Source organism: Mycolicibacterium brisbanense (assembly GCF_001570425.1).
Classification (GTDB): Bacteria; Actinomycetota; Actinomycetes; order Mycobacteriales; family Mycobacteriaceae; genus Mycobacterium; species Mycobacterium brisbanense.
Genome location: NZ_BCSX01000047.1, coordinates 1 through 19,436 on the forward strand (window position 1 = coordinate 1; position 19,436 = coordinate 19,436).

18 protein-coding genes, 1 tRNA gene and 1 other RNA gene are annotated in these 19,436 nt (G+C 68.2%); 8 read left to right on the forward strand and 12 right to left on the reverse strand.

The features are described 5' to 3' along the window. Positions 1-155: 155 nt before the first annotated feature. Positions 156-1,262: an ATP-dependent DNA ligase gene (locus RMCB_RS27365; protein WP_062831266.1), complete on the reverse strand. Its 1,107-nt coding sequence runs from the start codon at positions 1,260-1,262 to the stop codon at positions 156-158. A gap of 47 nt (positions 1,263-1,309) precedes the next feature. On the opposite strand from RMCB_RS27365, the gene RMCB_RS27370 reads away from it, so the two are divergent. Both RMCB_RS27370 and ligD read left to right on the forward strand, forming a co-directional pair. After that, entirely contained in the window at positions 1,310-2,371 is a 1,062-nt protein-coding gene (locus RMCB_RS27370) for an ATP-dependent DNA ligase (protein ID WP_062831267.1), read from the forward strand. Continuing rightward, positions 2,371-3,417, forward strand: coding sequence for a non-homologous end-joining DNA ligase (gene ligD / locus RMCB_RS27375; protein ID WP_062831268.1), 1,047 nt, complete (start codon positions 2,371-2,373; stop codon positions 3,415-3,417). The genes RMCB_RS27370 and ligD overlap by 1 nt, the downstream gene beginning before the upstream one ends. 9 nt (positions 3,418-3,426) lie before the next feature. Here ligD and RMCB_RS27380 read toward each other — a convergent pair whose 3' ends face one another. From RMCB_RS27380 to RMCB_RS27410, 7 genes are all read right to left on the reverse strand, one after another. Further along, a complete protein-coding gene (locus RMCB_RS27380; protein WP_062831269.1) occupies positions 3,427-3,993 on the reverse strand; it encodes a TetR/AcrR family transcriptional regulator in 567 nt (188 codons plus the stop codon). Between the two features lie 79 nt (positions 3,994-4,072). Beyond that, positions 4,073-4,573: a GreA/GreB family elongation factor gene (locus RMCB_RS27385; protein ID WP_062831270.1), complete on the reverse strand. Its 501-nt coding sequence runs from the start codon at positions 4,571-4,573 to the stop codon at positions 4,073-4,075. Positions 4,574-4,677: 104 nt separating this feature from the next. Next, entirely contained in the window at positions 4,678-5,928 is a 1,251-nt protein-coding gene (locus RMCB_RS27390; RefSeq protein WP_062831271.1) for an NAD(P)/FAD-dependent oxidoreductase, read from the reverse strand. A 91-nt stretch (positions 5,929-6,019) separates the two neighbouring features. Further along, entirely contained in the window at positions 6,020-7,549 is a 1,530-nt protein-coding gene (locus tag RMCB_RS27395) for a PucR family transcriptional regulator (protein WP_062831272.1), read from the reverse strand. A 1-nt stretch (position 7,550) separates the two neighbouring features. Beyond that, positions 7,551-8,570, reverse strand: a complete 1,020-nt coding sequence (locus tag RMCB_RS27400) for a S1C family serine protease (protein ID WP_029372678.1) — start codon at positions 8,568-8,570, stop codon at positions 7,551-7,553. A gap of 46 nt (positions 8,571-8,616) precedes the next feature. Next, positions 8,617-9,483: a lipid uptake coordinator LucA gene (locus RMCB_RS27405; RefSeq protein ID WP_062831273.1), complete on the reverse strand. Its 867-nt coding sequence runs from the start codon at positions 9,481-9,483 to the stop codon at positions 8,617-8,619. Positions 9,484-9,557: 74 nt separating this feature from the next. Further along, positions 9,558-9,643, reverse strand: a tRNA-Ser gene (locus tag RMCB_RS27410). Between the two features lie 106 nt (positions 9,644-9,749). Between RMCB_RS27410 and ffs the strand changes: the two genes are divergently transcribed. From ffs to RMCB_RS27425, 3 genes are all read left to right on the forward strand, one after another. Then, an RNA gene (gene ffs / locus RMCB_RS27415) (signal recognition particle sRNA small type) lies at positions 9,750-9,844 on the forward strand. A gap of 51 nt (positions 9,845-9,895) precedes the next feature. Then, positions 9,896-11,176: an aspartate aminotransferase type Ic gene (locus tag RMCB_RS27420; protein WP_062831274.1), complete on the forward strand. Its 1,281-nt coding sequence runs from the start codon at positions 9,896-9,898 to the stop codon at positions 11,174-11,176. Positions 11,177-11,202: 26 nt separating this feature from the next. Beyond that, on the forward strand, positions 11,203-13,176 hold the full coding sequence (locus RMCB_RS27425; RefSeq protein WP_062831275.1) for a DNA polymerase III subunits gamma/tau: 1,974 nt from the start codon (positions 11,203-11,205) through the stop codon (positions 13,174-13,176). Positions 13,177-13,245: 69 nt separating this feature from the next. On the opposite strand, the gene RMCB_RS27430 is transcribed toward RMCB_RS27425, so the two are convergent. The 3 genes from RMCB_RS27430 to RMCB_RS27440 form a co-directional block, all read right to left on the reverse strand. Further along, entirely contained in the window at positions 13,246-14,127 is an 882-nt protein-coding gene (locus RMCB_RS27430; RefSeq protein ID WP_062831276.1) for a nitrilase-related carbon-nitrogen hydrolase, read from the reverse strand. A gap of 132 nt (positions 14,128-14,259) precedes the next feature. Further along, positions 14,260-15,570, reverse strand: coding sequence for a class I SAM-dependent methyltransferase (locus RMCB_RS27435; protein WP_062831277.1), 1,311 nt, complete (start codon positions 15,568-15,570; stop codon positions 14,260-14,262). After that, positions 15,567-16,967, reverse strand: coding sequence for an FAD-binding oxidoreductase (locus tag RMCB_RS27440; RefSeq protein WP_062831278.1), 1,401 nt, complete (start codon positions 16,965-16,967; stop codon positions 15,567-15,569). The genes RMCB_RS27435 and RMCB_RS27440 overlap by 4 nt, the downstream gene beginning before the upstream one ends. Before the next feature lie 91 nt (positions 16,968-17,058). Between RMCB_RS27440 and RMCB_RS27445 the strand changes: the two genes are divergently transcribed. Continuing rightward, positions 17,059-17,499: an SRPBCC family protein gene (locus tag RMCB_RS27445; protein ID WP_062831279.1), complete on the forward strand. Its 441-nt coding sequence runs from the start codon at positions 17,059-17,061 to the stop codon at positions 17,497-17,499. A gap of 8 nt (positions 17,500-17,507) precedes the next feature. Here the strand turns inward: RMCB_RS27445 and RMCB_RS27450 are convergent, their stop codons facing one another. Further along, positions 17,508-18,275, reverse strand: a complete 768-nt coding sequence (locus tag RMCB_RS27450; RefSeq protein ID WP_029372669.1) for an Rv3717 family N-acetylmuramoyl-L-alanine amidase — start codon at positions 18,273-18,275, stop codon at positions 17,508-17,510. Between the two features lie 113 nt (positions 18,276-18,388). Here RMCB_RS27450 and RMCB_RS27455 point away from each other — a divergent pair, with 113 nt between their 5' ends. Further along, positions 18,389-18,721: a YbaB/EbfC family nucleoid-associated protein gene (locus RMCB_RS27455; protein WP_029372667.1), complete on the forward strand. Its 333-nt coding sequence runs from the start codon at positions 18,389-18,391 to the stop codon at positions 18,719-18,721. A 10-nt stretch (positions 18,722-18,731) separates the two neighbouring features. Next, positions 18,732-19,343 (forward strand): recombination mediator RecR, encoded by a 612-nt coding sequence (recR, locus tag RMCB_RS27460; protein ID WP_062831280.1) that lies wholly within the window; start codon positions 18,732-18,734, stop codon positions 19,341-19,343. Positions 19,344-19,436: the final 93 nt, after the last annotated feature.

Below are 19,436 nucleotides of genomic sequence, written 5' to 3' on the forward strand. Positions count from 1 at the left end.
ACCTCAAACGCATCCAAGACAAACTCAACACCAGACCCCGACCCACCCTCGACTACAACACCCCAGCCCAACGCTTAGCCGCCCTGCTCAACCAAGCTGCATAGAACCGCGTTGCATTAACTACTTGACTTTGAGCGCGCTTTTTCGCACAGGCTTCACGCTCGCGGGACGCGTAGCCCCGGAACGATGTCGTTCAACTGGAACGTCACCGGCTGATCCAACTGCGCAAAGGTGCACGAACGCGGGTCGCGGTCGGGCCGCCACCGGTTGAACTGCGCGGTGTGCCGGAACCGTAGATTCCTCCCCGTCGCGTCGCCCGCCCCGGGTCGGCCCTCCATGTGGTCATAGCGCACCTCGACCACCCGCTCGGGCCGCAGCGGCACGAACGACAGATCCTTGCCCGCGTTCCAGCGCGAACCCCCGTAGCGGCGCAGCGCGTCGGCATCGGTGTGCGCGGCCCAGTTCCACGGGTGTCCCTCGAACTCGGTGACCAGAGGCTGCAGTTCGGCGAACAACTCACGGCGTTTGGCCATCGGGAAGGCGCCGATGACGCCGACCGACGCCAGCGAGCCGTCGTCGTCATACAGGCCGAGCAGCAGGGAGCCGATCGCGTCGGGCCCGGACTTGTGCAGGCGATAGCCCGCAACCACGCAGTCGGCGGTGCGCTGGTGCTTGACCTTGAACATCACCCGCTTGTCCGGTTGGTAGGTGAGGTCGAGCGGTTTGGCCACGACGCCGTCCAGCCCGGCGCCCTCGAACTCGGCGAACCACCGTTGCGCGGTCGGCAGGTCGGTGGTCGCCGGGGTGAGGTGGATCGACAGCCCGGAATCGGCCAGGGCGTCGACCAGGGCCGCGCGGCGCTCGGCGAATGGGCGCCCGGTGTAGTCCTCGTCGCCGAGCGCGAGCAGATCGAAGGCGATGAACGCGGCCGGGGTCTGCTCGGCCAGCAGGCGCACGCGACTTGCGGCCGGGTGCAACCGCAGTTGCAGGGCTTCGAAGTCCAGGCCGTTGCCACTGGGCAGCACGATCTCCCCGTCGATCACACAACGCCGCGGCAGTTCCACCGACGCGGCTGCGACCAGTTCGGGGAAATACCGCGTGAGGGGGCGTTCGTTGCGGCTGCCCCACTCGACCTCGTCACCGTCGCGGAAGCAGATCGACCGGAAGCCGTCCCACTTGGGTTCGTACGACATGCCTGCGGGGATCGCGGCCAGCGATTTCGAGAGCATCGGGGAGACCGGAGGCATGACGGGCAGCTGCATCGCTTCATTGTCGATGACATTGCCCGGGTTCCCGGGTCTACGTGAGTATGGAACCTGTGGACCTACCTGTCGCGCCGCCGCTTGAACCCATGTTGGCCAAGGCTCAGGTGAAAGTCCCCGATGACCCTGGGGTCTGGTCGTACGAACCGAAGTGGGACGGCTTCCGGGCGCTGGTCTTTCGCGATGGCGACGACGTGATGCTGCAGTCCCGTAGCGGCAAGGACCTCGGCCGGTACTTTCCCGAGCTGCTCGACGCGCTGCGCGACGAGCTCGTCGACCGGTGTGTCCTCGACGGAGAAGTGGTCGTCCCGCGCGAGATCGGTGCATCCGGTGGTATTCGGCTCGACTGGGAGTCGTTGTCGCAGCGCATCCACCCCGCCGAATCCCGGATCCGCATGCTCGCCGAACAGACCCCCGCGCACTTCATCGGGTTCGACGCGCTCGCGACGGGCGAGAAGTCACTGCTCGACGAGCCGTTCCGGATCCGGCGCGAGGCCCTCATAGATGCCGTCAACGAAAAACAGTGGTGCCACGTCACGCGCACCACCGACGATCCCAGCCTGGGTACCGAGTGGCTCAAGACCTTCGAGGGTGCGGGGCTCGACGGTGTGATCGCCAAGCGGCTCGACGGGCTCTACCTGCCGGGCAAGCGCGAGATGATCAAGGTCAAACACCACCGCGACGCCGACTGCGTGGCCATCGGCTATCGCATCCACAAGAGCGGCGAAGGTGTCGGGTCCATCCTGCTGGGCTTGTACCGTGCCGACGGCGAACTCCAAATGGTCGGGGGCGCAGCGTCGTTCACCGCCAAAGACCGGGTGAAACTGCTGGCCGACCTCGAACCGCTGCGCGAGGGCGACGAAGTGCGAGAAGGTGATCCGAGCCGGTGGAACTCGGCGGCGGACAAGCGCTGGATTCCGGTGCGCCCCGAACGGGTATGTGAGGTCGCGTATGACCAGATGGAGGGAAACGGCGTACACGGGCAAAGGTTTCGGCACGCGGTGAAATTCCTCCGGTGGCGGCCCGACCGGGAACCGGCCAGCTGCACATTCGACCAGCTCGACGTGCCGTTGAGCTACGACCTCTACGACGTCCTGGAGAAGCGATAATGCCCACGCCCGCAACCGAACTCGACGTCGACGGCATCAAGGTCCGGTTCACCAACCCGGACAAGGTGTACTTCCCGAAGCTCGGCAAGGACGGCACCAAGGGCAAGCTGATGGACTACTACCTGTCCGTCGCCGATCGCATGGTGGCCCTGTTGAAAGACCGCCCGACGCATCTGCAGCGGTTTCCCGACGGCATCGAGGGCGAGGAGATCTACCAGAAGCGGGTGCCGCAGAAGCATCCCGACTATCTGCAGACCTGCCGCGTCACCTTTCCGTCCGGCCGCACCGCCGACGCTCTGAAGGTCACGCACCCGGCCGCCATCGCCTGGGCCGCCCAGATGGGCACCGTGACACTGCATCCGTGGCAGGTGCGCTGCCCCGACACCGAGCATCCCGACGAGCTGCGCATCGACCTGGACCCGCAACCGGGCACCGGCTTCCGAGAAGCCAGGACCATCGCGTGCGATGTGCTCAAGCCGCTGCTCGACGAGCTGGGCCTGGTCGGCTACCCGAAGACCTCGGGTGGCCGTGGTGTGCACGTATTCCTGCGGATCAAGACCGACTGGGATTTCATCGAGGTGCGCCGGGCGGGAATCGCGTTGGCGCGTGAAGTGGAACGTCGCGCACCCGATGCGGTGACCACGTCGTGGTGGAAGGAAGAGCGGGGCGAGCGGCTGTTCATCGACTACAACCAGAACGCCCGCGACCGCACCTTCGCCTCGGCGTACTCGGCCCGCAAGACGCCGATCGCGACGGTGTCCACACCGCTGAGCTGGGCCGAGCTGCGCGACGCCGACCCCGACGACTACACCATCGCGACGGTGCCGGATTTCCTTGCCGGACGCGATGATCCGTGGGCCGGGATCGATGACGACAAGCAATCCCTGCAACCTTTGCTGGATATGGTGGCCGCCGACGAGGAGCGTGGTCTCGGCGATCTGCCGTACCCGCCGAGTTATCCGAAAATGCCGGGCGAGCCGCCACGGGTGCAGCCGAGCAAGAAGGTCGCCGCCCACTGGGACGACGAGGGCAACCGCCTCGAGTAGGCGCGGGGCCTACCGCTTGAGCATCAAGTCGAGGAACCGTTCCCGGCGGTCGGCGTCGGTCAGCTGTGCCGCCGAGTCGACGAGGTGCAGCATGCCGATGCCCGCGGCGAACGTCGACTCGGCGCGCAGTTGCGCCTCCTCGGCGCTGAATCCGTAATCCTGGTACGCCTTGGCCACCGCGCGCAGCACCCGCACGTCAGCGGCTCGCACGTTGGCCGCGGCCACCTCGTCGGAGCGCGCCCACTCCCGCATGGCGCGCTCCAACGTCCAGTGTTGTGGGCTCACGAGCGTCGACATCATCTTCGACAACCGCTCGCGCGGCGGCAGGTTCTCCAGCTCGGCCAGCGAGCGGCGGTCGTTCTCCAGGAACGTGTTCCAGGACGCCACCAGCGCCGAGCGGTAGCCTTCCATGTCGGTGAAGTGCCAGTAGAAGCTGCCGCGCGTCGCTCCGACCTGCTGGCAGAGGCGTTCGATCTTGAGTGCCCGCATCCCGTCGGTGGCCAGCAGGGCGTAACCGGCCTGCAGCCAGTCGTCGGCGGTCAAGGTGCCGGGTGTGCCCTTGCGTGCACCTGCCATGGCAACCAGGTTATGCCGCGGCGAGCCGACATCGGTGGAATCCAGAGACTGCCGGCTCGTTCACCCGGCTATCGAGGTCTTACCTCAAAGCGCGGCGGCGCAACGCGGTGACTCCGCGATAGCTCGTGACGGGCTGGTGCAGTCCGTAGGGCACCGCGGAGACGAGGGTCACCGGAATCTGGTCGCCGCTGGGAACCGAGTAGCAGCGGCGCTCGCCCGGGCGGGCTCCGAGGATTGCGGAGCCCAGTGGGGACTGCACCGAATACACTTCCAGCTCACCGTATTCCGCGCCACGCACGCCCAGCAGGAACTCCTCGGTGTCGCCGTCGTCGTAGCGCACCGTCAACACCATGCCCGGTTCCGCGACGCCGTCGTCCGGCGGATCCTCCCCGACGACGCAGTTGAGCAGCAGGTCGTGGATGTGCTGGATGCGGGCCTGACGGGCGCGCTGGACGGCGACGCTGTTCTCGTCGGAATCGGTGGCCGCCTCTGTTGCGATCAGCTCGCGGAGCGTGGCCAGCTCCTGCTGCAGGCGGTCGTGGGCTTGTGGTGACATCCAAACACGTTGGCTGGTAGTCATTTTGGTTCCTCCTGGTGGTGAGGCGTGTTTGTCGTCAGGGGCGGGACAGGGCACCGCCCCTGACGACGCGGTGGCCCACACTGGGGCCGCGACGTGCTGAATTCTCAACGGAGAGGGTTGAATTCACGTAGCGCTTCGGGTTGCTTGCCGGTGGTGATGTACTCGGCCAGCAGCCGGCCGGTGATGGGACCGTGGGCCAGGCCCCACATGCCGTGCCCGCCCGCGACGAAGAGCCCATGCGCCACTTCGCCGATCAGCGGACGGCCGTCCGGCGTGACCGGGCGACCGCCGACCCACACGTCGGTGCGTTCGGCCCAGTGCACGCCGTCGAGAAGCGGCGCGGCGGATGCGACGATGGCATCGACCCGGGCGGGCTGCAGCGGGTCGTCGGGGGAGCGGAACTCCATGGTCCCGGCGACGCGCAGCGCACCCTGGTACGGCGTACACGCCACGCGGACGTCGGGCAGGTACATGGGACCCGGAACCGGACGGTCTACCGGCACGGTGAACGAGTAGCCGCGGCCGGCCCGCACCGGGGTGCGGACCCGTCGGCCGGCCAGCCGGGACAGCCATGCACCGGTGGCGATCACCGCGGCATCGGTGGTCAGGTCGGTGTCACGCAGCTTGGTTCTGATGCGGGTACCCGCGGGCTGCACGTCCATGACCTCGGCGATGCGGATGGCTCCGCCACGGGCGACCACCGATTCGGCCAGGGCGTGCACGAACCGGCCGGGATCCACGTAGCGCTGGCCTTCGACGCTGATGCCCGTGGTGATCGCCGGCGACGCGAGCGGCACGTTGTCGCGCAGCGTCTGCCCGGAAAGTCTGTTGATGGTCACGGTCTGACCGACGGCGGCGAGCCCGCGCAACTCGGCCAGCAGGTGCTCGGCCTGATGCGGCGACTCGAACAGCGCGGTGATGGGCCCGTCCGTCGTCGGGGCCTCCACGCCGTTGCTGGTCAGGACGTCGTAGGCCTCGATGCACTCCGCATTGAACGGCACGTTCGCGCGGGCGACCCGGCTCCACGAGGACCGTCGGCAGTTGGCCGCGAACCGGAGCAGGAACGACCACAGCCGCGGATCGGCCGTCAGCGGGATGTGCAGCGGCGCGCTCGGGTTGGCCAGCGAGCGCAGCCCGTAGCGCAGCACACCCGGATCGTTGAGCGGGATGGTCAGCGTCGGTGACACCCAGCCGGCGTTGCCCCAGGACGCCCCGGCGGCCACCCCGGTGCGGTCCACCACCGTCACGTCGACACCGCGCTCTTGCAGGAACCATGCGGTCGACAGACCGACGATGCCGGCACCCACGACGACGGCGGAACGCGGACCGCCGTCAATCCGTTCGACGCCGACCATATACGCCACCTCCGTGATCGAAATTCACACTGACATCACCCATGGTGAGGTCGGCGACCACGGCACCGTTTGCCCGATTCCGACAATCGGACTAGGGCGGATTGTCGGCTTCCGACAGGCTGTCGGTGACGGCCAATTCGATCATCATCGCCAGTCGCTTGCGGGCGTCGTCGAGCCCGAGAGTGGTCACCTCGGCCATCTTGCGCAGGCGGTACCGCACGGTGTTTTCGTGCACCTCGAGCCGCTGCCCGGCTTTGGCCAGATCGCCTTGGGCCTCCAGCCATGCCCGCAGGGTCTCGGTGTACCGCGTGGCGTGCGTGCGGTCGTGTTCTCGCAGTTCGGCGACCGGACCCCGCTGCGGCACCCGGCCCGACTGCGCCGCCACTCGCAGCCGTTGCAGCAGGATGTCGTCCCAGGCTTCGTCGTAGACCGGAGCAGCTCCGGTGCGCCGCACCTCGTGCAGGGCGAGGCACTCCTCGGCCTCGCGGCGGGCCGATGCCAGCTCCGCCGCGGTTGCCGGTCCGCTGATACCGGCCAGCAGGGTCAGCCGCGCGGGCAACGCCGTCCGCAGTGCCGTCAGCCACCGTCCCGCGGCATCGGCGTCGGCGCCGGGCAGCACGGTGTAGACGGTGTTGCCGGCCAGCGCGCTGCGGCCCGGCCGGGACCAGCCGAAGCCCGTGGTGGCCCGCTCGAACGCCAGCAGCAGGGCCGCGTGCCGGTCGTCGGCGGTGTGCGCGCGCAGCGCGATCACGCGCAGCGGGGTCTGCGGCAGCGCGAGCCTGCTCACCACCGTCGTCGCGTCGGCGGCGCCCTCGAGCAGCCGCAGCACCAGTTCGGACTCCACCTGCCGTTCCAGATCGGCGCTGGCCCGCGAACGCAGCAGATGCATGGCGACCAGGCGCGCGCCGTGCGCCAGCGCGACGCGCCGGTCTTCGGGCAGCGGCTCGGCGCACGTCACCCACACCGAGCCCAGCAGTTCGCGCCCGGCCCGCGCGGCCACCACCATGCGTCCGGTCAGCCCGTGGTCGGGATCGCCCGCGACGAACATTGGATCGTCGGATTCGGCGAGATGACGGAACACTCCGCGCGCTTCGAACACGGCTCGCAGCCGCTGCGGGGCCTCGCGGCTCAGGATCGTCTCGGCGCGGGCAGGGTCGGCGTGCTGCTGCATCCGGGAGTACGCCAGCACCGTCGAACGCCGGCCTTCGATGGTCACCGAACCGCCGACCGCGTCGGCGAGGCTGTCGGCGAGCGCGAACAAATCCGTCGGCCCGCGCCCGGATTCGGTCTCGCGGCCCTCCAGGACCAGGCCGTACACCACAGCGGCCAGCTCACTCCAGGACACCTGCGGGTCGACGACCATCACGGCCATGTCCTCGGGCTCAGCCGAGACGGGCTCACCGCAGTCGCGGACCAGGACCACCACCGCCCGGGCCGCCGTGGCCCACGCGATGGCCTCGGCGGTATCGGAGGCGCCGACAGCGATCAGGACATCGCCGACCACATAGCCGGGCTCGTGGATCACGACGCTGCGCAGCTCGGTCGACCGCGGAGTGGAGCAGTGCCGCAGGTGGACTCCGTAGCCGCCCAGTACGTTGATCAGCCGGTCGAGGGTGATCAACCTACGGCCCGGCGGCCAGCGTCGCCTTGCCGTTGCGCGGGGTCCCCGAAGCGTCCTGCCAGGTCAGATCGATGACGTCGCCCGGGTAGTGCCGGTCCAGCACCAGCGTGAGGGTCCGTGCCGAATCCAGCGGCGTGCCGTCGATGCTGGTCAGCAGGTCGCCCGGGACCAGGCCTGCGCCGTCGGCGGGACCGCCGCGCATGACGTCCTGGATGATGACGCCGCCGCCCTGGCGGGGTGCGCTGCGCACGCCGACGCCGAGCATCGTCGGTGCACCGATGTGCACCGAGCCCGACGGGGTGCGCGAGCGGATCTGCCCGGCGACGGCCATCGCGTCGTTGATCGGGATCGCGAAGCCCTTGCCGCCCGGACCCATCCGGAAGTTCACCGACGCCGCCGTCGTCATACCGACCACCTGGCCCGCGCCGTTGATGACCGGGCCGCCCGAGTCGCCGGCCCGCACGGGTGCCGCGAACTCGAACAAGCCGGTGATCTCGTCGCTGCTGCCGGTCAGCTCGTCCTCGGCGTTGACGGTGCGCCCGAATGCCGTGACCGTGCCGACCTCCTGGGTCAGCGGGGCGTTGCTGCCCTGCGCGTTGCCCAGGGCCACCACCGGATCGCCCGGTGCCAGTGCGTTGGAATCGCCGATGGTCGCGGTCGGCAGACCGTCGGCGCCGCGCAGCTGAAGAACAGCCACATCGTGCTGGCGGTCGTACCCGATGAGGTCGGCGGGGTAGGACCGGCCGTTGACCGTGGCGCTGACCGCGTTGGCGCCCTGTACGACGTGGTAGTTGGTCAGCACCTCACCGGTCGGCGACAGCACGATGCCGGTGCCGATGCCGTACGCCTGCTGGTAATCGACCCTGGTGTCGACCCGGGCCACGGCCGGTTGCACCACGGAGACTGCGGAGAGTGGATCGCCCGGCGCGGCGGTTGCCGGTGCCAGCGGGGCCACCAACACCAAGGCGGCGAGGACCGCCAGGATCATCGATGTGGCACGGTGTGACCGCAGTTTGCCCATGTATCCATCTTCGCCCGCGTAAGCGGCGCTGTCGACGCGCGGGTGGTCAGTCCTCGACGGCGACGTTGTCGCGGGAACGCCGGCGCAGGCGTGAGATACCGCCCTTGTTGGCCGGCCGCCGATTGCGCAGTTTGCCCTTCTGACCTGCAGTGTCATCGCTGGCAGCAGCTTCCTCCGACGGCTGGGCATCGTCGGCGGGCTGGTTTGCGGAGTCGTCGGCGGGCTCCTGCTCGACGGCCGACGATTCCGGCTCGTCCGCTGCCGACTCGGTCAGCTCGACAGGAGCCTCGTCGGTGGCTGTGACCTGGGGTTCTTCGGATTCTTCGACCGTGTCCGGCTCGTCGCTCTCGTCCGATTCTTTTGTCTTTTCAGACTCGTCAGCCTCAGCTGCCTCGTCGGCCTCTGTCGCCTCGTCAGCCTCTTGAGCCTCGGATTTGCGGCGGCCGCGGGCTTTCTTCTGGGTCGTCTTCACCGGCTTGGGCGGCGGTGGCGGCAGCTCGGCAAGGAAGGCCAAATAGAAGCCGAGGATGCCGAGCAGCGCGATCGACGCAGCCGCACCGTAGATGCCGAACAGCCACTGGCCGGCGCTGTCGAGGGACAACCAGATCTCGGAGATCGCGGCGCCGACGATGAGCACCCCGGCCAGGACGTGGAACGCCACCGCACAGGTACGCAGGCGCAGCGCCAACTGCGGCGTGCCGTACTCGGGGCGACGCGTGCGCTGCAGCGTGAAGAACACCGGCAGTGCGGCCACCGCGATCAGGACACCGGTGACGATCCGCACCACCAGACCGAGGGTGGGCGAGGTCTCGCCCATGAGCTCGGGCCAGCGGGGGAGAACGAAGAAGAAGTAGAGCCCGGCAGCGACGAGTGAGGACGACGCGTGCCATATCACCGCGACGGTGCGGCTCATACCCCTCCTCGGATTTGGGTGGGCCGGGGTGCGACCAGACTGCGTATGAGCAGGTCACACCCCGGACCCGAGTGCGGAGGATAGGGGATTTGAACCCCTGAGGGCTGTTAACCCAACCCGCGTTCCAGGCGAGCGCCATAGGCCACTAGGCGAATCCTCCGTCGGCAATCGTAGCCGACAGCGCAACCTGCTCTGTCCAGGTGCGGGTGTGGACCCGCTGTGCACCTGTGGTTCGGAGGCATCGAGTGCCGGGTACTACACTCGCCCGTGGACCCCGCGCGGCGTCCATCCTGTGAACTCCCCCAGGGCCGGAAGGCAGCAAGGGTCAATGGGCTCTGGCGGGTGCGCGGGGTCCCCTTCATTGATCGATCACCCGGGCGTTCCGGGTCCACGCTTGTGAAAGGCGCGCGCGGTGTCGTCGTTCCACTCCATCGGCCGCGACGATCTGCTCGCGCAGCACGGAATCCAGCAGCGCAACTATGCCGAGCTGCAGGCGAAGAACCTCAGCCTCGATCTGACCCGTGGCAAGCCGTCCCCGGCCCAGCTGGACCTGGCGAACGCGCTGCTGAGCCTGCCCGGTGACGACGACTTCCGCGACCGCGACGGCACCGACACCCGCAACTACGGCGGCCTCAACGGCCTGACCGAGCTGCGGGAGATCTTCGGTGAGCTGCTCGGCATCCCGGCGCAGAACCTGATCGCGGGCGACAACTCGAGCCTGGCGATGATGCACGACTGCATCGTGTTCTCGCTGCTGCACGGCGGCGAGGATTCCGAGCGGCCATGGGTGCAGGAGCCGGTCGTCAAATTCCTGTGCCCGTCGCCGGGTTATGACCGGCACTTTGCGATCACCGAATCGTTCGGCATCGAGATGATCCCGGTGCCGATGCGTGAGGAAGGCCCCGACGTGGACCTCATCGAGGAACTCGTCGCCGCGGACCCGGCCATCAAGGGCATGTGGTGCGTGCCGGTGTACTCCAACCCGACCGGCACCACCTACTCCGCGGAGATCGTCCGCCGCCTGGTCCAAATGCCAACGGCCGCACCGGATTTCCGGCTCATGTGGGACAACGCCTACGCCGTTCACACGCTCACCGACGATTTCATCGAGCAGGTCGACGTGCTGGGCCTGGCCGAGGCCGCGGGCAACCCGAACCGCCCGCTGGTGTTCGCCTCGACCTCCAAGATCACCTTCGCCGGGGCGGGCGTCTGCTTCCTGGGCGCGTCCAAGCGCAACCTCGCCTGGTACGTGCTGCACGCCGGGAAGAAGTCGATCGGCCCAGACAAGGTCAACCAGCTGCGGCACCTGCGGTTCTTCGGTGACGCCGACGGCGTGCGGCGGCAGATGCAGCGCCACCGCGAACTGATCGCCCCCAAGTTCGCGCTCGTGGCCGAGGTTCTCGAAGACCGGCTGGGCGAATCGAAGATCGCGTCGTGGACCGATCCCAAGGGCGGCTACTTCGTCAGCCTCGACGTGTGGCCCGGCACCGCCAAACGCACCATCGCCCTTGCGCAGAACGCCGGTATCGCGCTGACCGAGGCGGGTTCGGCTTTCCCCTACCGGAATGACCCGGAGGACAAGAACATTCGCATCGCCCCGACGTTCCCGTCGCTGCCCGATGTGCGGGAGGCCATCGACGGCCTGGCGACGTGCGCGCTCTTGGCGGCGACCGAGTCGCTGCTGGATGACTAGTCGGGACCGGTAGGTAGCCTGCTTCCGTGGCTCTCTACCGCAAGTACCGTCCGGCTACGTTCGCCGAAGTCGTCGGGCAGGAGCATGTCACCGAGCCGCTGTCGACGGCGCTCACCGCGGGCCGGATCAACCATGCGTACCTGTTCTCCGGGCCGCGCGGCTGCGGCAAGACCTCGTCGGCCCGGATCCTGGCCCGCTCGCTGAACTGCGAGCAGGGGCCCACGCCGACCCCGTGTGGAGTGTGCGATTCGTGCGTCGCGCTGGCCCCCAACGGGCCCGGCAATCTCGACGTCACCGAACTCGACGCGGCCAGCCACGGTGGCGTCGACGACACCCGCGAACTGCGCGACCGCGCGTTCTTCACCCCCGCGCAATCGCGGTACCGCATCTTCATCATCGACGAAGCGCACATGGTCACCACGGCCGGTTTCAACGCGCTGCTCAAGATCGTCGAGGAGCCGCCCGAGCACCTGATCTTCGTGTTCGCCACCACCGAACCGGAGAAGGTGCTGCCGACCATCCGGTCGCGCACCCACCACTACCCGTTCCGGCTGCTGGCCCCGCGGACCATGCGCCCGCTGCTCGAGCGCATCTGCGGCGAAGAGAGCGTAGACGTCGACGACGCGGTCTACCCGCTGGTCATCCGCGCCGGTGGCGGCTCACCCCGCGACACGCTGTCGGTGCTCGATCAGCTGCTGGCCGGAGCCGAGGGCAACCGGATCACCTACCAGCGGGCGCTGTCGCTGCTGGGTGCCACCGACATGGCGCTGATCGACGACGCTGTCGAGGCACTGGCCGCCAATGACGCCGCGGCGTTGTTCGGGGCGGTCGAGGCCGTGATCGACGCCGGTCATGACCCGCGCCGGTTCGCGACCGATCTCCTGGAGCGCTTCCGCGACCTGATCGTGCTGCAGGCGGTCCCCGATGCCGCGGCCCGCGGGGTCGTCGACGCGCCCACCGACGTTCTCGACCGCATGCGTGAGCAAGCGGACAGGCTTGGTTCGGCGACGCTGACCCGCTACGCCGAGGTGGTTCACGCCGGGCTGGGCGAGATGCGCGGTGCCACCGCGCCGCGGCTGCTGCTCGAGGTGGTGTGCGCGCGGCTGCTGCTGCCCTCGGCGCACGACACCGAATCGGCTCTGCTGCAGCGCATCGAACGCATCGAAACCAGGCTCGACATGTCGATCCCGGCGGGCGAGGCCCAGGCCGCGGGTCGGCCAGCCGCCGAGCCCACCAAGACCTACACCCGGCGCAGCCAGGCACCAGCGGCCACCCCGCCGCCGGCGCCGGAACCCGCACCGGCTCCCACCCCGGCGCCGGAACCCGCACCGGCTCCCACCCCGGCGCCGGTTCCTGCGCCTGCTGTGGCGCCTGCGCCTCCCGTGGCTTCACCGATGCCCGAGCCCGAGCCGGTGCGCACGCCCGAGCCCGTCGCGCCTGCGCGCGAACCCGAGCCGGAACCCGAACCCGCACCGGAACCGTCGGCGCCCGCGCCAGGTGGCGAACCCAACGCCGCGGCGGTGCGTTCCATGTGGTCGACGGTCCGGGAGAAGGTGCGGGAGCGCAGCCGTACCACCGAGGTCATGCTGTCCGGGGCGATCGTGCGGGCGGTCGAAGGCAAAATCCTTGTGCTGTCCCATGAATCGCCGCCGCTGGCGAAGCGGCTGACCGAATCGCGCAATGCCGATGTGATCCGCGATGCGCTCAAGGACGCGCTCGGCGTGGACTGGCAGATCCGGTGCGAAGTGGGCACCGCCGAAGTCGCCGCGCCGCCACCGCCGCGGGCCACCAAGCCCCCGCCAAAGGTGCCCGCCCGGGTGGCCCGTTCCATACCCGAGGCCGAACTCGCGCCCCCTCCGGAGCCGCCGTCGCCCGAGGACGAGGAAGAAGAGCTGCTCGCCGAGGCGGGGCAGGGCGAGGCCGGGCCACGCCGCGATCCCGAGGAGGTCGCGTTGGAGCTCCTGCAGAACGAACTGGGCGCGCGCAAGATCGACGGCTGACGCCTCCGGTCGGCGCGAGGTTGCGCCCAGGGTCGTGGTCGCGGCGAGATCACGACCCTGGAAGCAATGTCAACGCGCTCCGGATACCCGGTGCGTCACCCCCTCGTACAGCTCGGGGCGCCGGTCGGCGTGGATGTCGCTGAGCCCGCCGACTCGTTTGTCCAGGGCCAGGTCGAGATCGACCTCAGCTGTCACCGTGTGAGGTTCGGTGGTCGAGTTCCCTCCGGCGAGCACCCAGCCGTCGGCATCGATGACGGCACTGCCGCCCACCCAGTCGACATCGCGTTCGACACCCGCGCGGTCGCACGCGATCACCGCCATGCGGTTGACGGAGGCGTCGGCCTGGACCCGCACGACCTCCAGCGGCCGCTGATCGTCGCGGCGCGGATAGGCCGGCCAGTTGACAGGTGCGGCGAGGAGTTGCGCGCCGGCCAGGGCGGGCAGGCGGACCCATTCCGGAAACTCGAGGTCGTAGCAGATCACGGTGCTGATCCGGCCGATCTCGGTGTCGACGACGGGCGGTGGCGCGTCGCCCGGCGTGAAGATCAGCCGCTCGCGGTCCCACAGATGGGTCTTGCGGTACACAGCCCGCACGCCGGTGTGGTCGACCACGGCGGCCGAGTTGTGCAGGGCGTCGCCGTCGCCGAGTTCGCAGAACCCGCCCACGAGTACCAGGTGATGGGTCCGCGCCAGGCCGCACCACATCTGCAGGGTCGGTCCGTCGACGGGTTCGGCTGATCGGGCAGCCTCGGCTCGATCGGCGAAGACGTACCCACTGGAGACGAGCTCCGGCAGGACCACGACCCTGGCGCCTGCGGCCGCGGCCTCGTCGACCGCGTTGGCCACGATGTGCCGGTTGGCTTGCGGATCGCCAAGGACGGGGGCCACCTGGCAGGCCGCGACGGCAACACTCACCGCGCGGGCGCTCGTCGGGTTGGATGGGTCGGTCATGGGCGTGTCCTTGGTCGGGGTACCAAGAACATGTCGGGGTACCAAGAACATTAAGTGTGGTGCAGCTAACAGCGCATCGACGTCAAGTCGAACCGCCCAATATCGAATTCGACGTACTGTCCAAGCCGACGCTTACGGCTGCCACCACGGGCGCAGCGGCAGGCCTCCGTCGCGGCCGTGCTCGTCGAGCTTGACCGCCAGCACCTGGTGCAACTGGATGACGTTGGTCTCGAAACCCAGCCGCGAGCCGGCCATGTACAGGCCCCACACCTTCGCGGTGGGCAGGCCGACCTCGGCCACGGCCTCGTCCCAGTGCTCGACGAGGTTGGCACACCAGTCGCGCAGGGTCATCGCGTAGTGGTGACGCAGGTTCTCCTCGTGCAGCACCTCCAGGCCCACATCCTGGACCTCGGTGATGATCCGGCCGGAGCCCGTGAGCTCGCCGTCGGGGAACACATAGCGGTCGATGAAGCCTCCGGCAGCCGCGCCCGACCGGTTGTCGTGCCGGGTGATGCAGTGGTTGAGCAGCAGCCCGCCGACTCGCAGCTTGGACTTCAGGAATCCGAAGTACGACGGGTAGTTGTGCACGCCGATGTGTTCGGTGAGGCCGATCGAGGACACCGCGTCGAACCCGGACTCGGCAATATCCCGGTAGTCGCCGTGGCGCACCTCGGCGAGATCGCCGAGCCCCTCCTCGGCGATGGCCTTCTGCGCCCACGTGGCCTGCTCGCGCGACAGCGTCACACCGATGGCCTTTACACCCTGGCGGGCCGCGTAGCGCACCATGGCGCCCCAGCCGCAGCCGACGTCGAGCAGCCGGTCCCCGGGCTGCAGCCGCAGCTTGTCGAACACCAGGCGGTACTTGTTCTCCTGCGCTTCCTCGAGCGACGCGTCGGCGTTCGGGTAGCAGGCGCACGTGTAGGTCATCGACGGCCCGAGCACCCACTCGTAGAACGTGTTCGACACGTCGTAGTGGTGGTGGATGGCTTCGGCATCGCGAACCCTGCTGTGCCGCAACCCTTCCACCATGCGGCGCCAGCGCGGCAGCGCCTCCTGCGGCGGCGGCGCGATGGGCTTGAGGTGCTCGATGCCGATGGAGCGGATAATGTTGGCCAGCACGCGCGCCGGTGGCCGTTTGAAGTCCATCTTCTCGGCCAGTGCGCACAGCAGCGGGTACGGGTCACCGGGGTGCACGCCGTGCGGTTCGAGATCGCCCGACACGTAGGCGCGGGCCAGCCCGAGGTCACCGGGGGCGGTGGCGAGGTAGGTCGTGCCGCGCGGGGTCTTGAGGTCGAGTCCGAGTGCGGCGTCCTCAGGTCCGGCCGTGCTGCCGTCGTAAGCGGTGAATTTCAGCGGCAGCTGTCCTGCGGCGAAGATCTCCAGGATCTCGGCGAGCGTGAGTTTCGCTTGAGAGTGCGTCGAATTTTCCCTGAATGTTGTCATTGCCGTTGCACCGCTTTCGAATACAGATCAAGGAGACGTGAATCGGGATCGTAGGTTTTCTTGACCGTCTTATAAGCTTCCCCGCCATATAGTGCGTCAAACTCGTCACGCGGGTAAAACGCGTCCGAATACAGCGATTTGTGGCCGTCGAGCTGGCTGACCTTGCGTTCGATGAGCCGGTTCGTGTGCCCGGGTTCCGGCCCGACCGGCACCGATGACCAGAAGCCGACGTTGACGTACGTGTGGTGGGGGCGCAGCGGATACAGCGGCCATGTTCCCGCGGTTCTCGGGTCGTCGCGTAACCGCAGCGGGCACAGCCAGATTGGTTCGATGGGAACGTTGTCGAGAAACCATGTGAGGAATTCCGCGCAGTTCTCGATGGGCACCTCGATGTCCTGCACCACGCGTTCCCGCGGCGGGCGGCCGTTGCGCTTCTCGATGCGGTCGGCGATGTTGAACCGCCGGTCGTAGCCGATGAGCTTCCAGTAGAAGCTGCTGCGGCGGTAGCGACGCGGCCACAGCCGCCGGATCGTGGGGTTCTGCGCGCCGAATGCCCGTGAGCACCAGAACCAGTCGGTGTCCCAGCGCCACAGATAATCGTGAATGGTCAGGCGGTCGTGCTTCTCCGCCCCGGTCTTGCCGTCATGCTGGATGGACCGGTAGTAGATGGCGCTGCCTGTGTAGTCGCTGACAGGACCGGCCGTTGCGGTCTTGATACCCACACACAGGTAGCTTTCGTCGGCGCTGAACACCACCCCGTCGAGGTAATCGACCTTCTCGCCGCCCAGTCCGCCGGTCTCGATGATGCGGTCCATGGCGGCGACCAGGTCGTCCAAGGTGTGGAAGCGCAGGTGACGCAGCGCGACGAACGGCAGCACCGGTTCCAGCTCGATCCGCAGCCGAGTCGAATAACCAAGTGTGCCATAGGAATTGGGGAAAGCCCGGAACAGGTCGGAATGCTCGGTGGGCGATGCGGTGACGATTTCGCCTGCGCCGGTGAGGATGTCCATCTCGAGCACGGATTCGTGCGGCAACCCGTTACGGAACGACGTGGATTCGATGCCGAGGCCGGTGACCGCGCCGCCGAGGGTGATGGTCTTGAGTTGCGGAACCACCAAGGGCGCCAGCCCGTACGGCAGCGTCGCGTCGACCAGGTCCTCGTAGGTGCACATGCCTGCCACATCCGCGGTCGACGCCTGCGGGTCGACGGCGATCACATTCGTCAAACCCGATGTGTCCAGGCCCTTACCGGCGTGCCGGTCGCGGGCGCGGAACAGGTTCGACGTGCTCTTGGCAAGACGCACTGTCTCGGTGGGCTTTATGGCGCGATAGCTGTCGAGAAGCCGCTGTACGCCGGCAGCGTGGACAGCCTGTGCGTCAGTCGGAACAACAGACACACATATACGCTAGTCGGCGGTTGCATTCGATGCGACCCAGAGGAGCGCGGTTATCAGACCGCGACGTCATTGATACAAGGAGTATTCACCGATGGGACAGGTCAGCGCGGTCAGCACCGTATTGATCAACGCCGAACCCGCCGCTGTGTTCGCTGCGATCGCCGACTACCAGACGGTGCGGCCGAAGATTCTCTCCTCGAACTACAGCGACTACCAGGTCCTCGAAGGCGGGCAGGGGGCGGGCACCGTCGCCAGCTGGAAACTGCAGGCGACCAAGTCGCGTGTCCGCGACGTCAAGGCGACGGTCGACGTGGCGGGGCACACCGTCATCGAGAAGGATGCCAACTCGTCGATGGTGATCAACTGGACCGTCGCGCCTGCCGGAACCGGATCGTCGGTCAACCTCAAGACCACCTGGACCGGTGCCGGTGGCGTGGGCGGCTTCTTCGAGAAGACTTTCGCGCCGCTGGGTCTGCGCAAGATCCAGGACGAGGTGCTGGCCAACCTCAAGAAGGAAGTGGAAGGCGCCTAGCGCCCGACCTATCGCGCCGACGCCACCTGCTGCGAGCCGAGGAATCCGGCGATCCCGCGGACGATGGCGTCGGCGTATTTCTGCCTGCCCTCCGGCGATTTCATCAGCGCGGAGTCGACCGGGTTCTTCATGTTGCCGCACTCGACGAGGATCGACGGGTACTGCGCGAGGTTGAGCCCGGCGATATCGGAGCGCGCATCCAAGCCGCCCGAGCCGATGTAGGTGGCAGGCGGAATCCCCGAGGCAGAGATCTGATCGCGCATCACCTTCGCGAACTGCACCGCCGGGCCTGCCTGCACGGCGTTGAGCGGCGGCGACGAGTAGAGCACATGGAAACCGCGGCCGTTGGCGGGCCCACCGTCGGCATGGATGGCGACGATGGCGTTCGGGTGCACGGCGTTGGCCATCGCGGCGCGGGCGTCGACGCACGGTCCCACCGAGGTGTCGTCGCCGCGCGTCATCGCCGTCCGTACCCCCAGCGCGGTCAGCGCGGCCCGGACCCGCAACGTGGTGTCCCAGGTGAAGGTGTGCTCGGGGTAACCGTCGTCGGTCGAGGTACCACTGGCCTGGCAATCCTTGGTGCCGCCGCGTCCTGTCGGCACTTGCTTGCTGATCGAGGCGTCGTTCGCGCCATTGTGGCCGGGGTCGAGGAAGACGATCATCCCGGCAAGGTTCGCGGGTGCGGCATGGGCTATCGGTGCGGCGGCGGTCGACACAGCGATGAGCACGCTGCTGGCAACCGCGGTGCCGACACGCAGGCAGGCTGGGACTCGCACGGGCGCCACCGTAGCCCGGGCGCCGTCTAGGCTGGAAGGCCAAACCGCCGCGCTCGAGCGGAGAGAAACCAAGTCGAGACCAAGACGCAACCAACACGGCAAGGGGACCTGTCATGCAACCCGGAGGCACACCCGACATGTCGGCACTGCTCGCACAGGCACAGCAGGTGCAGCAGCAGCTGATGGAGGCCCAGGAGGCGATGACCAACGCCCAGGTCGAGGGGCAGGCAGGCGGCGGTCTGGTCAAGGTGACGGTGAAGGGCAGCGGCGAGGTCGTCGCCGTGTCGATCGATCCGAAGGTCATCGATCCGTCCGATCCGGAAACCCTGCAAGATCTCATCGTCGGCGCACTGGCCGACGCGTCGGCGCAGGTGCAGGACATGGCGCAGAGCCGCCTCGGCCCGCTGGCCGGCGGCTTGAGCGGCTTCGGCATCCCGGGTCTGTAGGTGTTCCCGAGTGTTTGAGGGTCCGGTTCAGGATCTGATCGACGAGCTGGGCAAACTGCCCGGCATCGGGCCCAAGAGCGCCCAGCGGATCGCGTTTCACCTGCTGAGCGTCGAGCCGCCCGACATCGACCGGCTGACGGCCGTGCTCGGCCGCATCCGCGACGGAGTCACGTTCTGCGAGGTGTGCGGCAATGTGTCCGACGCGCAGCGCTGCCGGATCTGCAGCGACCCCCGTCGCGACGCGTCGCTGGTGTGCGTCGTCGAGGAGCCCAAGGATGTGCAGGCGGTCGAGCGCACCCGCGAGTTCCGGGGCCGCTACCACGTGCTCGGCGGCGCGCTGGACCCGTTGTCGGGTGTCGGACCCGATCAGCTGCGCATCCGTGAGCTGCTGAACCGGATCGGGGAACGCGTCGACGGGGTCGACGTGGCCGAAGTGATCATCGCCACCGATCCGAACACCGAGGGGGAGGCCACCGCCACCTACCTGGTGCGGATGCTGCGCGACATCCCGGGGCTGACCGTGACGCGTATCGCCTCGGGTCTACCGATGGGCGGCGATCTCGAATTCGCCGACGAGCTCACCCTCGGCCGCGCTTTGGCCGGCCGCCGCGCAATGGCTTGATTCAATTCCGCCGAAACGGCATTCCAGCAGGGAAAGTGCGAGTAGAGGCCTGCTGGAATGCCGTTTCGGCGGGGTTGTCGGACCTCGTGGCCA